Genomic DNA, 13946 nt, shown 5'->3' with positions numbered 1-13946 from the left:
TCAGCGCCTTCGGGCTACGCAGGAATGTCCATTGTGCTGCTTATGCTATGGTGAGCGTTGCGAGCTCCCGCAGCCAAATACAAAAACCCCCGACGCTCATGCTCCGGCGGTTTTTGCTGACCCATGCCCTCTCTAGACCTGACAGATTCGATCATAAGGCAGCGCCGCGGGGCTATTCCGCAGGCTGTCCCTGAAAAAGTTCGAACTGCGGTGAAGCCTGTCAGGGTGCAGCCGACCCCGGCCCGGCCTTATCTCGTCGTGGCCCGCTTGCTTAAGCAGGCCGCAGTCCGTCCTGTTGCTCACCCCACGCGGCCAGGCGTAACTAATCTAAGGACGGGCGCCGCTGAATGGAAACTCAGAGGCAAGTCGCTAGCCGATCAAATTCGGCACGGAGCGTGATTCCCTCTTCGTCAGCCAATGCGGCGTAGCGGAGGGCTGCTATGTCGTTCGCGGCGGGGGTGCTTGAGCGAATGAAGCCTAGGATTTTTGCGTAGCTGGACAGGCCGCGGTCGAAGGTCTCGCCATAGCCCTTGATCAGATTCTGGCATCGCGCGATTTCGAGAGCGACATCCGGTTGCGACGGCGCCCGAGCCTCGATTTCCGCGAGCCATTCCTCTACGCGCTGCTGCTCCTCCTGGTAGCGCAGGGAACTGCGACGCAACGGACGCATGGCGGCCAGCAGGCTTAGCATCAGGAACCAGCGCAGCCGCGTCGTCTCCACATGGCGGCCCTTGGTGAAGAAGCGTCCCAGCAGCTTTTCGGCGGCGGCGCTGTGCAGGAGGCGCCGCCCGATCGGGGCGGGCAGGGTTTCACAGATCTCGCGCAGACGGGGGTGCATGAACTCGGTGACGCTGAGGAGTTGGTCGTTCTTGACGCGTACTTCGCCGCGCACGCGAGCCGCGCGGGAGGCGCGCGTCTTGAGGTCGGCCACCCGGATGGTGTCGTCATAGGCCATCCAAAGCGCCAGGGCGGCGGCCGTCTCTGTGGTCAGGGCGTGCGGCGGCTGGTCCAGCGCCGCGATCCGCTCCAGCCGTTCCAGATAGAGGGCGGCGTAGGCCTGGTCCTGATAGTCCATCAGGCGCTGAACCCCCAGCAGGGCGTTCCTGTGCGCGACGGCGGGCAGTCGGGCGCGAATCCGCGCCGCCAGGGCCTGGCCGAAGGGCGTGGTCGGTTCAGGCGTCGGAACCGCTGGCTCGTCGGGCGCCGCGACCGGCTGACGGGCGGCGTCGAACCCCTCGGCGAAGCCCTTCAGGTTGCTGTCGACCGCGACGCCGCTGGCGCGGATGGCCTCCTCGAAGGCTTCGCGCGGGAAGGGCAGGGCGCCGCTGCCCGCCAAGGCGCCGAACATGATCGAGCTGATGACGCTGCCGGAGCGAGCGGAGGCGGCGTCCATGTCGAAGCCGACGAAGCGGCGCGCCCGCTTGGCGGCGGCTTCGAGAATCTTGCTGCTGTCGGCGCGTCCGTCGCCCATCGCCGACTTCTCGGAGATGGCGTAGATGCGATGGGTCGAGCCGATCAGCGTCGTGCGTTCGGCGCTGACGAAGCCGCGCACCATGGCGCGGCCGACCTCCATCAGCTCGGAGGCGATGACCACGTCGACGTCGCCGGGGGTCGGCATTTGCGCCAGGACAGGCGCGCGCCCGTCGGCGGGCATGGGCGCCAGTTCGACATAGTAGACGGTCGAGCCCGTGCGCTGGGCCACGCCGGGGACCGAGGTGCCCTGGGCCAGTCGCCCCTGGCTGCGGGCGACGCTTTGAATCCAGTCGGCCAGCACGCCGCCGCCCTGTCCTCCGAGCGCCAGAATGGCGATGCAGAGACGATCTCTTTGCTGTGTCATGGTTCTTTAGAAAGCTCGTGCCGCCAGGCGGCGCTCGGCGCCCCGCTGGAGAGTCGTGATGATGCGTTGGCGCAGTTCGTTGACGAAGCGCTCCCAGCGTCCCGGGTTGGTCACCACCCGCGCCCTGTAGAAGCTGGGGCACAGAATGGCGGCGTGGCTGACCTCGCCGCACAGGCCGCAGCCGACGCAGGAGTTGTCGACATGGGCCACCGGATCGCGCCGTAGCGGATCGGGATTAGGTTTGATCGACAGGGAGGGGCAGCCGGACAGCCGGATGCAGCTGTGGTCGCCGGTGCAGGTGTCGGGATCCACCCCGAAGCGGTCCTGAGAGACGCGCCGTCCCGCCTGAGCGGCCTTGCGCAGCAGGGGCTTCTCGCGCCGCTGCTTGTTCAGCATACATTCGGACTGGGCGATGATGACCTTGGGGCCCTTTTCCGGGCTGGTCAGCGCCTCCTTCAGCGCGCCTTTCATGCGTTTCAGGTCATAGGTACGGTCGATGGAGCGCACCCATTCCACGCCGACGCCGCGCGCCGCCTTCTCGATCGGGTTGCGGGTGCTGCGCGCCTTGTTGTCGGCCCGCGAAGACAGCACGTCCTGGCCGCCGGTCGCGGCCGAATAGCCGTTGTCGACGACCAAGGTGACGGTATCGTTCTTGTTGAACACGGCGTTGCCGACGCCTGAGGTCAGGCCGTTATGCCAGAAGCCTCCATCGCCCATGATGGCGATCGCGCGCTTGTCCTTCGGCTTGAAGGCCGAAGCCCCGGCGGCGCCCAGGCCGTAGCCCATCGTCGTATTGCCGATGTTGAACGGCGGCAGGATGGAGAACAGGTGGCAGCCGATGTCCGCCGACACGTGCGACGGGCCGAGTTCGCGCTCGACCATCTTCATGGCGGTGAAGATCGGGCGCTCCGGGCAGCCGGTGCAGAAACCGGCAGGGCGTGCAGGAACCTCGGCGGCCAGATTTGCGACTGCCGCAGGCGTCGGGGCGGTGGAAACCGGTGCGGGCGCTGGAGCGTGTTTCGGGCTCCATTCCTCCAGGAAGCTCTTCAACCCCTCCTGGATGACGTGGGCGGCGTATTCGCCCGCGCGCGGCAATGGCCCCTTGCCGACGATGCGGGTCTCAAGGCCCGCGCGCCGGATCAAGGTGTTCAGCTCATGCTCGATGAACTCGGGCTGGCCTTCCTCGATGATCAGGACCGCCTTCTTACCGCGACAGAAGTCCGTCACCTCTTCGGGGATCAGCGGATAGGTGACGTTGAGGCAGTAGATCGGCAGGGCGCTGTCGCCGAAGGCGTCGGCCAGGCCCAGCAGCTCCATCGCCCGGTTCAGGTTGTTGTAGAGGCCGCCCTGGACGATCAGGCCGACGTCGCCCTCGTTCGGGCCGAAGGTCTCGTTGAGTTTGTTGTCGCGCACGAAGGCGATGCCGGCGGGCCAGCGCTTCTCCACCTTCTCGACCTCATGCAGGAAGTTGGCGGGCGGCAGGACGATCCGCTCCACATCGCGCACGGGCGCGGCCGCCGCCTGGGCCACGGTCAGGGGCGGGCGGCGGTTGTCGCGGGCGACGAAGCTTCCGGTCATGTGGCAGGAGCGCACGCGCAGCTCCAGCATGACGGGCGTGTGCGAGGCCTCGGAAAGCTCGAAGCCCTTTTCGACCATGTCGACGATGCTGGTCAGGTTGGGGCGCGGGTCGAGCAGCCACATCTGCGACTTCATGGCGAAGGCGTGGGTGCGCTCCTGCATGATGGAGGACCCTTCGCCATAGTCCTCGCCGACGATGATCATGGCGCCGCCCGTCACCCCGCCCGAGGCGACGTTGGAAAGGGCGTCGGAGGCGACGTTCGTGCCCACGACCGACTTCCAGGCCACGGCCCCGCGCAGCGGATAGTTGACGGAGGCGGCCAGCATGGCCGCCGCCGTGGCTTCCGAGGCGCTGGCCTCGAAATGAACGTCCAGGCTTTCAAGCAGGTCGTTCGCATCGGCGAAGACGTCCATCAGGTGACTGATGGGCGAGCCCTGATAACCGCCGACATAGGCGACCCCGGATTGCAGCAGCGCCTTGGTCACGGCGAGGATGCCCTCGCCGTGAAAGACGTCGCCTTCACCGGCGGTCAGCTTGCGGACTTCCGACTTGAAGGAACGCTCGGCCATCTTGGATCAGCCCGCGACCAGAGCCAGAACGCGCAGAGGGCTGCCCGATCCATCTCGGATCTTCAGCGGCGGCGCGATCACCACGGCCCCCGTCGGCGGCAGGGCGTCCAGGTTCTGCAGGCATTGCAGACCATAGCGGCCGGCGCCGTGGAACAGGGCGTGGGCGGGGTAGGGCGGCTCCAGCAGGTGCGCCTGACCGGCGTCCGTGCCGATGGTTTCGACGCCGAAGCCCAGGGCGTCGCGCTCTTCGACCAGAAGGCGCACAGCCGCGACCGACGGTCCGGGGGTGTGGGCGCCGTCTTCGCGGCGGTTCACATAGGCCTCCGGATCACGCTTGGACCAGTCCGTGCGGAACAGGACCCAGCTGCGCGGCGGGATGCGGCCGTGAACAGCTTCCCACGCCTCGATGTGGGTGGGCTCCAGCAGGAAGTCGGGATCGGCGGCGGCCTCAGCGGAACAGTCGATGACGACGGCGGGGGCGATCAGGTCGGACGGCGGCACCACGTCCACGGTGCCGGCCGGCTGGTCCTTGCCGGTGACCCAGTGGGCGGGCGCGTCGAAATGGGTGCCCGTGTGCTCGCCGACGGTGAAATTGCTCCAGTACCAGGCGACGCCGCGCTCGTCGTAGCGGGATATTTCCTGGCGGCTGAACGGCGCGCATTGGCCGAACGGCGGCGGCAGCACCAGCGTCGGCGTGTCTTCCGACAAGGTTTGCGTCAGGTCGACGACCTTGACATCACCGCTGGCGATGCCTGTCGCGATTTGCGACAGAGCTTGTGCAGATACGGACATTCGTCCCTCCCCTTTTCCTTTTCCTCAGGATCAAGCCTTGCCGAAGAAACTTGCATCTGCAACTAATTTCTTGAGCGCCGACGCTGATCCGGCGGGGGCCCTGTGCGGGCAGGGGCGGCGCCGTGGTTGAGCAAACGCGCCGGACAGGCGACCCCGGTTCGGAAGAGTTCCGTCTGGAGCGCTACCCTTTTTACCAGGTGAACATGGTGCTTAGCCGCTACAACCTGATCATCGAGCGCGAACTGCGAAAGATCGACGTCGACATCCCGACATGGCGGGTGCTGATGATCCTGGGCGAGCAGGCGCCGCGTTCGATCGGTCAGATTTCGCGGGCGGGCGTGGTCAATCTGTCGACCATGATGCGGATCGTGGAGCGGATGACCAACGCCGGGCTGGTTTCGCGCAATACCAGCGCGGCGGACGCACGGGTGATCGACGTCAGTCTGACGCAGGCGGGCCGCGAGCGGTTGGCGCAGGCCCGGGTCCTGATGGCGCCCGTCTATCGTCAGGCGCTGGCCGGATTCTCCGAGCGGGATGCTGAGCGGCTGCTGACGCTGCTTGGACGACTGAACGCCAACCTGGAAGTCATGACGGACTAAGACGCTTCCGCGCGATCCGGCGCCGTGTCGGCGACGGAGATGAACCGCTTGCCTGCCGTCTTCATTTATTTTAGACCTAAAGCAACTGGAGGCGTCTCATGCGTGTTGCTTGTCTTGGCGGCGGTCCCGCCGGCATCTATTTCGCCATCTCGATGAAGCTTTGGAACCCGGAGCACGACATCCATGTCTTCGAGCGCAACCGGAGCGGAGACACCTTCGGCTGGGGCGTCGTCTTTTCGGACCAGACGCTGACCAATCTGACAGCGAACGACCCGGTCAGCGCGGGTCGGATCCGGGACAGCTTTGCGCATTGGGACGACATCGCCGTAGCGCTGGATGGCCGCACGGAGGTGTCTTCTGGCCACGGCTTCATCGGCATAGGGCGCAAGCGGCTGTTGCAGATTCTGCAGGCTCGGGCGGCCGAGCTGGGCGTCGTTATGCATTTCGAGACCGAATTCGGCGATGACCTGGCGTCTTACGCCGACTTCGATCTGATCGTCGCCGCCGACGGGGTGAACAGCCGCATCCGCACCCGCTACGCCGACCGTTTCGATGTCGACATCCAGACGCGCCGGAACAAGTTCACCTGGCTGGGCACGCGGAAGCTGTTCGACGCCTTCGCCTTCATCTTCGAGAAGACCCCGGCGGGCTGGATCTGGGCGCATGCCTATCGGTTCGACGAGACCCATTCAACCTTCATCGTCGAATGCTCGCCTGAGACCTGGGCGGGATTGGGCTTCGAGGACATGAGCCAGGAAGAGACGCTGGCGGCGTGCGAACGGATCTTCGCGCGCCATCTGGAAGGCCATCCGCTGCTGAGCAATTCGGCGCACCTGCGCGGCTCGGCGTCCTGGATCAACTTCCGACGGGTGCTGTGCGGCCAGTGGTCCTTCGACAATGTGGTGCTGCTCGGCGACGCCGCGCACACGGCGCACTTCTCGATCGGATCGGGCACCAAGCTGGCGCTGGAGGATGCGATCAAGCTGGCCGAGGTGCTGGACCGGCCGGGCCTCGATAACCGACAGGCGTTGACGCAGGCGCTGAAGGATTATCGCGACGAGCGCCAGGTCGAGGTGCTGAAAATTCAGAACAGCGCGCGCAACTCGACCGAATGGTTCGAGAATATCGACCGCTATGCGGATTTCGACGCCGAGCAGTTCGCCTATGCCCTGCTGACCCGCAGCCAGAGGGTCAGCCACGAGAACCTGCGTCTGCGCGACGGTCCCTGGCTGGGGCGGGTCGAGGACTGGTTCGCCGACAAGGCAGGCGCAGGGGCGGGGACGCCGCCGATGTTCGCCCCCCTGCGCCTGCGCGAGGCGCAACTGTCCAACCGGATCGTCGTGGCGCCGATGCAGACCTATCAGGCTGATGCTCAGGGGCGGGTGACGGACTTCCACCTGGCCCACTATGGCGCGCGAGGGCTGGGCGGCGCGGGTCTGCTCATGACCGAAATGCTGGCCGTGTCCCCTGAGGGCCGGGTCACGCCGGGCTGCGCCGGTCTCTATGACGACGATCAGATTGCGGGTTGGGCGCGCATCAACGCCCTGATCCATGCCGGGGGAGAGGCCCTTACCTGCGCCCAGATCGGCCATGCGGGTCCGCGCGGCGCGTGCGCCGCGCCGCAGGGCGGCCGCCCGGCGACGACGCCTCTGGATCAGCCCTGGCCGCTGGTGGCGGCTTCGGATCGGCCCTGGGCCGAGGGCGGCCTCGTTCCCGCCGCTCTGGATGAAGCCGGGATGGACGCTGTGCGCGACGCCTTCGTCGCCGCGACGCGCCGGGCGGAGGCGGCGGGCTTTGACGTGCTCGAGATTCAGGCCGGGCACGGGACCCTGCTGTCCAGCTTCATCACCCCCCTGATGAACCATCGCCAGGACGCCTACGGCGGCGACCTGGACGGGCGTCTGCGCTTCCCGCTGTCGGTGGTGGAAGCGGTCCGCGCCGTCTGGCCTGAGGCCAAGCCGCTTCTGGTGCGGATATCGGCTGAGGACTGGATGGGCGAGGCCGGGCTGGCGCCGGATGAGGCGGTTGAGATCGCCCGGCGGCTGGCTGCGGCCGGGGCGGACCTGATCGACGTCTCGTCCGGCGAGACGCATCCGGACGCGCGTCCTGTCACCGGCCGGATGTATCAGACGCCCCTGTCCGACCGCATCCGCAATGAGGCAGGCGTTCGCACCCTGGCGGTCGGCGCCGTCACCGAGGCGGATCAGGCCAACGCCATCCTGGCGGCAGGGCGGGCGGACCTTGTCGCCCTGGGGCGCCCGCACCTGCTGGACCCGGCCTGGACCCTCAAGGCGGCGGCCGCCGCGGGCCGCCGCGAGCATCCGACGCCCAGCGTCTATCGCGCCGGTTTCGACCAGCTTGCGCGACAGGCCCGAAGCGCCGCAGATGGCGTTAGGGCCTGACCGGGGCGGCCGGGCGTTTCGCAGAGGAGTCGCGTGCCATGCGCGAGAAGCATGACGGCGGCGCGGGGCCGATCGACGTTCGGGCGTGGCTGCGGATGCTGAGCTGCACCATGACGATCGAAAAGAGCCTGCGGCGCGGCTTCGCGGAGCAATATGACACCACCCTGCCGCGTTTCGACGTGATGGCGGCGCTGGACCGTCATCCGCAGGGGCGGACGATGGGGCAGCTGTCGCGCGCCCTTCTGGTGTCCAACGGCAACGTCACGGCCATCGTGCGCCAGCTTCAGGATGCAGGTCAGGTCGTGGTCAGCCCTGACCCGGAAGATCGCCGATCGTCCATCGTGCGGCTGAGCGCGGCCGGGCAGGCCAGCTTCAACGTGCTGGCCAAGGCGCACCATGCGTGGATCCATCAGGCGCTGTCCGACGTGGCGCCCGATGATCTGGAACAGCTTCACGCCCTGTTGGCCAAGGTCAAGGCGTCGATCGGAGAGAACCTTCACACATGAGCTTCACGACGCGGAGCAAGGTGCGTTTCGCACACGTCGATGCTGCGGGCATCGTCTTCTACCCCCGCTACTTCGAGATGCTGAACGGCGCGGTCGAGGACTGGTTCGCCGAAGGCCTGGGCGTCGATTTCGCCGAACTGCACCTGACGCGCGGCCTGGGCGTGCCCACGGTCAGCCTGGACAGCCGGTTTGCGGCGCCCAGCCGCCTGGGCGATGAACTGGACATCACCATCGAGGTGAAATCGGTCGGCCGATCCAGCTGCGCCGTGGCCTATACGGTGGCCTGCGGCGACGAGGTGAGGATGACGGCCGAGGGGGTGCTGGTCTGCATGATCCTGGCTGAAGGGCGCTCGACGCCCTGGCCGGATGACGTTCGCGACGGTCTGGCGAAGACCTGAGCCTCGCCCAGTCCCTGAAATGAAAAGCCCGCCCCGGCGCTGCGCCGGGGCGGGTTTCTTTGTCGTCAGGCGGCGACGACGGGATGGCGCAGTTTGCCGATGCCGACGACCTCGGCCTCGACCGTATCGCCGGGCCACATCCATTCCTGCGGGTCCATGCCGGCACCGACGCCTGCCGGGGTGCCGGTGGCGATGATGTCGCCGGGCTCCAGGGTGATGCCCTTGCTGATGTCGGCGATCAGCTCATCGACCTTGAACAGCATGTAGGCCGTGTTGCTGCTCTGCTTCTGGACGCCGTTCAGCGACAGGGTCAGATCCAGCGTCTGCGGGTCGGGAATCTCGTCCGCCGTGACGATGCAGGGTCCCATTGGGGCGAAGCTGTCCTGGCCCTTGGAGTAGATCCACTGACCGGCGCGGCGGCAGTCGCGGGCGCTGACGTCGATCAGCACCGTATAGCCGAACACGTGCTTGAGCGCGTCCTCGCGGCTGACGCCCTTGGCGGTCGAGCCGATCACCGCCGCCAGTTCGACTTCCCAGTCCAGCTGCTGGGTGATGGCGGCGTTGTGGACGATGGGGTCGCCCGGCCCGACCACGGTCGTCGGCGGCTTGGAGAAGATCACCGGCTCGCGCGGCAGGTCGGCCGAAGTGTCCAGCGTCTTGGCCGATTCCGCGACGTGCTCCGTATAGTTCAGGCCGATGCCGAAGATGTTCTTGCGCGGGCGCGGAATAGGGGCCAGCAGCTTCGCGTTCGACAGAGGCGAGGCGACGCCGACCGGATACAGGCCCTTGGCTTCGGCCATCAGGGCCGACGCCGCCGACACCGCCTGAGGGCCCAGGTCGATGAAGGCCAGCATGGTCGAGGGCAGGGCGACGCCGCGCGCCTGGCCCAGTTTTTCAAGGTCGACGACCAGGTCGCCGTCGATGGCGCCCAGCCGGGCCTCGGCCTCGACGCTGGCGCGATAGGTAACAAGACGCATGGGTTTTAAGTCCTATTCGGAGAGGATGGGTTGGTGGCCGCCGTTCTCGGCCAGGGCCTCTTCGCGATAGAGGCCCAGGGCGCGCATGACCGGCAGGTCGTGGAAGGCGAACAGGCAGGCGTCCTCGGTGTCCGAGGCGTTGGCGTGCTCGTGATACATCCAGGCCGGGACGACGAAGATGTCCCGCTCGCGCCAGTCGAACCGGCGGCCGTTGATGATGGAATAGCCCTGACCCTTGGCGCACTGATAGACGAAGCTGCCGGTCTGGCGGTGGGCCTTCGTCCGTTCGCCGGGGCGCAGCATCTGCATCGAGGCGCCGATGGTCTGCATGACCGGCCCGCCCGTGGTCGGGTTGACGTAGTCCATGTGGACGCCGTCGTAGGGGCTGCCGTCGGTGACGGCGGCGAAGCGTTGCAGGGCTTCGTAGGTCGGTCCCCACTCATACTTCAGCAGCGGCGAATAGGGCTTGTTCCAGGGCGTCGAGGCCGGGCGCAGGGCCGCGCCCGCCCACGTCGCCGTGCTGTCGTCGACGGGGAAGGAGACCGCCTGGTTCAGGTCCGGGTGGACCTCGTAGAAGTTGGCCTCCAGCGCGTTCATCATCGGGATGTCGAGGCCGTCCTGCCAGATGCAGATCTCGCCGTCCTCGGCCACGCCGTGCTCGTGCCAGGTCCCGTTGGGCGTCAGCACGAAGTCGTTCGGCCCCAGCGTCATCTTGTGCCCGTCGACGTTGGTGAAGGCGCCGCGCCCTTCCATGATGAAGCGCAGGGCCGAGGCGCTGTGGCGGTGGCTGGAGGCGCATTCGCCCGGCTTCATCACCTGCAGGCCGGAATAGAGCCAGCCCACGGCCGCGACCACGTCGGCCCGCCCCTTGTTCTCCAGATAGACGACGCGGCGCCCCGCCTGTTCCGGCGTGACCAGATCCAGGGCCTTCAGCACATGGTCGCGCAGGTCGGCGTAGCGCCACAGCATGGGGACGGAGGTCGAGACCGGCTCCCACGGCTCGATTTTGTTGGCCACCGTCCACAGGGCGCCGGTTCCCAGCTCCGAGAGGCGGCGATAGTAGTCCACCAGTTCGGGGGTGTCGGCGACGTTGGCGCGGCCGATGACGTCCTCGCGGTATTGGTCGAAACGGTTCGTCATGACCCCTCTCCTCCACTAATATTATAGACCTAAAATATCTTCCAATTGCTGTCAAACGCAACTAATCTGCGCTGAGGTTTCAGGGATGAAGAGGGGGCCGTGATGTCTCAGTCCTACAAGGCGGCCGTGGTGCAGGCGGGGTCGATTCCGGGCGATCCTGGGGCGTCGGCGACCAAGGCGGCGGACCTGATCCGTCAGGCGGCCAGCGAGGGGGCGCGGCTGATCGTCTTTCCCGAGGCCTTCCTGGGCGGCTATCCGAAAGGCGCCTCGTTCGGCACGCCCGTCGGGATGCGCAAGCCGTCGGGGCGCGAGGATTTTCGCCGCTACTACGAAGGCGCCATTGATCTCGACGGACCCGAGGTAGCGGCCCTGACCCAGGCGACGGCCGAGACCGGCGCCTTTGTGGTCATGGGCGTCATCGAGCGCGGCGGGGCGACGCTTTACTGCACGGTCCTGTTCTTCGACGGCGAGCGCGGCCTGATCGCCAAACACCGCAAGCTGATGCCGACGGGCGCCGAGCGGCTGATCTGGGGCTTCGGCGACGGCTCGACCATGCCGGTGATCGACACCTCGCTGGGCCGGATCGGGGCCGTCATCTGCTGGGAGAACTACATGCCCATGCTGCGCATGGCGATGTACGATCAGGGCATCGGCCTCTATTGCGCGCCGACGGCGGACGACCGCGACGGCTGGGCCGCCTCCATGCGCCATATCGCGCTGGAAGGCCGCTGCTTCGTGCTGTCCTCGTGCCAGCATATCCGGCGCGACGCCTATCCGGCGGACTATGACTGCGCCCTCGGCGACGCGCCCGACACGGTGCTAATGCGCGGCGGCAGCATGATCGTCGCACCTTTGGGCGAGGTGCTGGCTGGGCCCGACTATTCCGGCGAGACGATCCTCTATGCCGATATCGACCTGTCCGAGATCGCGCGCGCCAAATACGACTTCGACGTCGCGGGCCACTATGCGCGCCCCGACGTTTTCCAGTTGAGCGTCAACACGGCGCCGCAGCGTCCCGTGCGCCGCATCGGGTCGGAGGACGACCTTGCTGTTTGACCTGTCGCAGCTGGAAGCGGGCGATCGCTACAAGCTGATGGCGTCGTCCATTACGCCCAGGCCGATCGCATGGGTGACGACCCTGTCGCCGGACGGCGTGCGCAACGCGGCCCCCTACAGCTTCTTCAACATGATGGCGGCCGATCCGCCGCTGATCGCCCTTGGTCTGATGCGCAAGCCGAACGGCGAGCGCAAGGACACCTGCGCCAACATCGTCGCGACGGGCGAATTCGTCGTCAATCTGGTGTCTGAAGACGATCTGGACGCCATGAACTGGACCTGCGCCGAGGCCCCGGCAGGCTATGACGAACTGGCCGCCGCCGGGGTGGCGACGGCGCCGTGCGCCGTGATCAGGCCGCCGCGCATCGCCTCGGCGCCCGTCAGCTTCGAATGTCGGGTCGTCGAGAGGCTGGACTTTGCGCCCGCGGCCACGGTGGTGATCGGACAGGTCCTGGCCCTGCACATGGACGACCGCTTCGTCGATCCCGAGCGTCTGCATGTCGATACGCCCGCTATGCAGCTGATGGCGCGCATGCATGGCGCCGGTTGGTACGCGCGTTCAACCGACCGGATTCAGCGGAACCGTCCCCGTTTCGAGGACCTGCGCCTCCATGCAGCCGGTTGCGGTACGGACGCCTGATCTCTGATCTTCGTTGCCATGAGCGCAACAGACTGTATCAGCGAACAGCATTGTCACGCTCATCGCATTTCCTGACAGTGCGAGGCTCCGGCGCGCCCGGACTAGAGGGGATTTCACATGTACTCGCTTCGTCTTCCACGTTTCGCGTCTCTGATGGCGGCGGCATCGGCTGCGGCCCTGGCCGTTTTCGGCGCGCAGGCCGCCTCGGCTCAGGCGCAGCCGGACGGAGAGGTCACGGCTCTGGTGGGCGGCTCGGTGGTGTCGGTCGAGGACGGGCGGATCATTCCCGACGCGGTGGTCGTGGTCGAGGGCCAGCGCATCGTCCGGGTAGGTCCGCGCAGCGAGGTCCAACCGCCGGTCGGCGCCCGCATCATCTCGACGGAGGGCCGTTGGCTGGCTCCGGGGCTGATGAATATGCACGTCCACTTCGGCCTGAAGCTGCCGGGGGCGGCGGGGGCCGAACTCCAGAATGAAACGGACGCCCAGCAGGTGCTGCGCATGGCGCATAACGCCGAGCGTTCGCTGCGCGCGGGCGTGACCAGCGTGCGCCTGGTGTCCGAACTGCACGGCAACGACTTCGCCCTGAAGCGCGCCATCCAGCGCGGCGAGGCGGTCGGGCCGCGCATCGAGACGGCGGGCGAACTGATCGTGCCGACCGGCGGTCACGGCTTCCGCGAAGTCGACGGCCCCTACGCCTTCGCCCGCGCCGCGCGCGAACAGATCAAACAGGGCGCCTCCTGGATCAAGATCGCCATTTCGGGCGGCATTTCCGACACCCACGGCGACATCGCCGCCGCGCCGATGACCGATGAAGAGCTCTCTGTCCTGATCGACGTGGCCCATCGCAACGGCGTGCGCGTCACCGCTCACAACGGCTCGCCCCAGGCGGCGATGCAGGCGCTGGAATACGGCATCGACGCCTTCGAGCACGGCTATCACCTGACCGAGCCGGTGCTGCGCCGCATGGCCAAGGACGAGGCCTGGCTGATCCCGACCATCGTCGTCAGCCAGCCCGGTGCGCGCGCCTTCTATCAGCGGATCGGTTCGCCGGACTGGTACTTGGCGCGGGTCGACAGCGTGGGCAAGGATCACTGGGCCGTGCTGCAGCAGGCGATCCGACTGGGCGTGCCGATCGCGCTGGGCACCGATCAGTTTCCGTTCGAGGACAACGAAGGCACGACCGCCACGGTGCGCGAAGCCGAACTCTATGTCGATGCGGGCATGACGCCGCTTCAGGCGCTTCAGGCCGCCACCATCCAGCCCGCGCGCATGATGCGTCGCGACGCCGATATCGGCAGCATCACGGTCGGCAAATACGCTGACATCGTCATTCTGGACGGCGACCCCACCAAGGATATCGGCGCGCTGCGCTCGCTCAGCTTCGTCATGAAGGGCGGAGCGGTCGTGCGCGATGACCACGGCCTGTCCGGCCAGGCGCGCTGAGCCTGCCG

12 protein-coding genes are annotated in these 13946 nt (G+C 67.1%); 7 read left to right on the top strand and 5 right to left on the bottom strand.

Annotated elements, in window-relative coordinates; genetic code table 11:
- Positions 1-355 precede the first annotated feature (355 nt).
- Genes PIB44_RS11270 through PIB44_RS11260 form a run of 3 tightly spaced genes read right to left on the bottom strand, consistent with a single transcriptional unit; the run spans position 356 to position 4777 of the window.
- Complete coding sequence (locus PIB44_RS11270; RefSeq protein WP_278069442.1) at positions 356-1837, bottom strand: indolepyruvate oxidoreductase subunit beta family protein; 1482 nt, start codon at positions 1835-1837, stop codon at positions 356-358.
- A gap of 6 nt (positions 1838-1843) precedes the next feature.
- A complete protein-coding gene (locus tag PIB44_RS11265; protein WP_278069441.1) occupies positions 1844-3985 on the bottom strand; it encodes a ferredoxin family protein in 2142 nt (713 codons plus the stop codon).
- Between the two features lie 6 nt (positions 3986-3991).
- Entirely contained in the window at positions 3992-4777 is a 786-nt protein-coding gene (locus PIB44_RS11260) for a cyclase family protein (RefSeq protein ID WP_278069440.1), read from the bottom strand.
- 122 nt (positions 4778-4899) lie between these two features.
- On the opposite strand from PIB44_RS11260, the gene PIB44_RS11255 reads away from it, so the two are divergent.
- The 4 genes from PIB44_RS11255 (at position 4900) to PIB44_RS11240 (ending at position 8682) form a co-directional block, all read left to right on the top strand.
- The gene (locus PIB44_RS11255) at positions 4900-5376 is read left to right on the top strand and encodes a MarR family winged helix-turn-helix transcriptional regulator (RefSeq protein ID WP_278069439.1); all 477 of its coding nucleotides are present in this window, start codon (positions 4900-4902) and stop codon (positions 5374-5376) included.
- Between the two features lie 98 nt (positions 5377-5474).
- A complete protein-coding gene (locus PIB44_RS11250; protein ID WP_278069438.1) occupies positions 5475-7778 on the top strand; it encodes a bifunctional salicylyl-CoA 5-hydroxylase/oxidoreductase in 2304 nt (767 codons plus the stop codon).
- A gap of 38 nt (positions 7779-7816) precedes the next feature.
- Positions 7817-8284 (top strand): MarR family winged helix-turn-helix transcriptional regulator, encoded by a 468-nt coding sequence (locus PIB44_RS11245; protein WP_278069437.1) that lies wholly within the window; start codon positions 7817-7819, stop codon positions 8282-8284.
- Positions 8281-8682: an acyl-CoA thioesterase gene (locus PIB44_RS11240; protein WP_278069436.1), complete on the top strand. Its 402-nt coding sequence runs from the start codon at positions 8281-8283 to the stop codon at positions 8680-8682. The genes PIB44_RS11245 and PIB44_RS11240 overlap by 4 nt, the downstream gene beginning before the upstream one ends.
- Before the next feature lie 65 nt (positions 8683-8747).
- On the opposite strand, the gene PIB44_RS11235 is transcribed toward PIB44_RS11240, so the two are convergent.
- Positions 8748-9659, bottom strand: coding sequence for a fumarylacetoacetate hydrolase family protein (locus PIB44_RS11235; protein WP_253122683.1), 912 nt, complete (start codon positions 9657-9659; stop codon positions 8748-8750).
- A 12-nt stretch (positions 9660-9671) separates the two neighbouring features.
- Positions 9672-10799, bottom strand: a complete 1128-nt coding sequence (locus tag PIB44_RS11230; protein ID WP_278069435.1) for a cupin domain-containing protein — start codon at positions 10797-10799, stop codon at positions 9672-9674.
- 102 nt (positions 10800-10901) lie between these two features.
- Here PIB44_RS11230 and PIB44_RS11225 point away from each other — a divergent pair, with 102 nt between their 5' ends.
- The 3 genes from PIB44_RS11225 to PIB44_RS11215 all read left to right on the top strand — a co-directional run bounded on the left by PIB44_RS11225 (position 10902) and on the right by PIB44_RS11215 (position 13938).
- Positions 10902-11855 carry a carbon-nitrogen hydrolase family protein gene (locus PIB44_RS11225; protein WP_278070985.1) on the top strand — a complete coding sequence of 318 codons (954 nt, stop codon included), beginning with the start codon at positions 10902-10904 and terminating at the stop codon, positions 11853-11855.
- Positions 11845-12495, top strand: a complete 651-nt coding sequence (locus PIB44_RS11220) for a flavin reductase family protein (protein ID WP_278069434.1) — start codon at positions 11845-11847, stop codon at positions 12493-12495. Before PIB44_RS11225 ends, PIB44_RS11220 begins: the two co-directional genes overlap by 11 nt.
- Before the next feature lie 153 nt (positions 12496-12648).
- Entirely contained in the window at positions 12649-13938 is a 1290-nt protein-coding gene (locus PIB44_RS11215; RefSeq protein ID WP_278069433.1) for an amidohydrolase family protein, read from the top strand.
- Positions 13939-13946 lie beyond the last annotated feature (8 nt).

The organism is Brevundimonas sanguinis, assembly GCF_029636725.1.
Taxonomy (GTDB): domain Bacteria; phylum Pseudomonadota; class Alphaproteobacteria; order Caulobacterales; family Caulobacteraceae; genus Brevundimonas; species Brevundimonas sanguinis.
This window is presented reverse-complemented; position numbering and strand designations above follow the sequence as displayed.

Coding starts and splice junctions, on each gene's coding strand:
- PIB44_RS11270 (WP_278069442.1), bottom strand. CDS start 1,837: ATGACACAGCAAAGAGATCGTCTCTGCATCGCCATTCTGGCGCTCGGA.
- PIB44_RS11265 (WP_278069441.1), bottom strand. CDS start 3,985: ATGGCCGAGCGTTCCTTCAAGTCGGAAGTCCGCAAGCTGACCGCCGGT.
- PIB44_RS11260 (WP_278069440.1), bottom strand. CDS start 4,777: ATGTCCGTATCTGCACAAGCTCTGTCGCAAATCGCGACAGGCATCGCC.
- PIB44_RS11250 (WP_278069438.1), top strand. CDS start 5,475: ATGCGTGTTGCTTGTCTTGGCGGCGGTCCCGCCGGCATCTATTTCGCC.
- PIB44_RS11245 (WP_278069437.1), top strand. CDS start 7,817: ATGCGCGAGAAGCATGACGGCGGCGCGGGGCCGATCGACGTTCGGGCG.
- PIB44_RS11240 (WP_278069436.1), top strand. CDS start 8,281: ATGAGCTTCACGACGCGGAGCAAGGTGCGTTTCGCACACGTCGATGCT.
- PIB44_RS11235 (WP_253122683.1), bottom strand. CDS start 9,659: ATGCGTCTTGTTACCTATCGCGCCAGCGTCGAGGCCGAGGCCCGGCTG.
- PIB44_RS11230 (WP_278069435.1), bottom strand. CDS start 10,799: ATGACGAACCGTTTCGACCAATACCGCGAGGACGTCATCGGCCGCGCC.
- PIB44_RS11225 (WP_278070985.1), top strand. CDS start 10,902: ATGTCTCAGTCCTACAAGGCGGCCGTGGTGCAGGCGGGGTCGATTCCG.
- PIB44_RS11215 (WP_278069433.1), top strand. CDS start 12,649: ATGGCGGCGGCATCGGCTGCGGCCCTGGCCGTTTTCGGCGCGCAGGCC.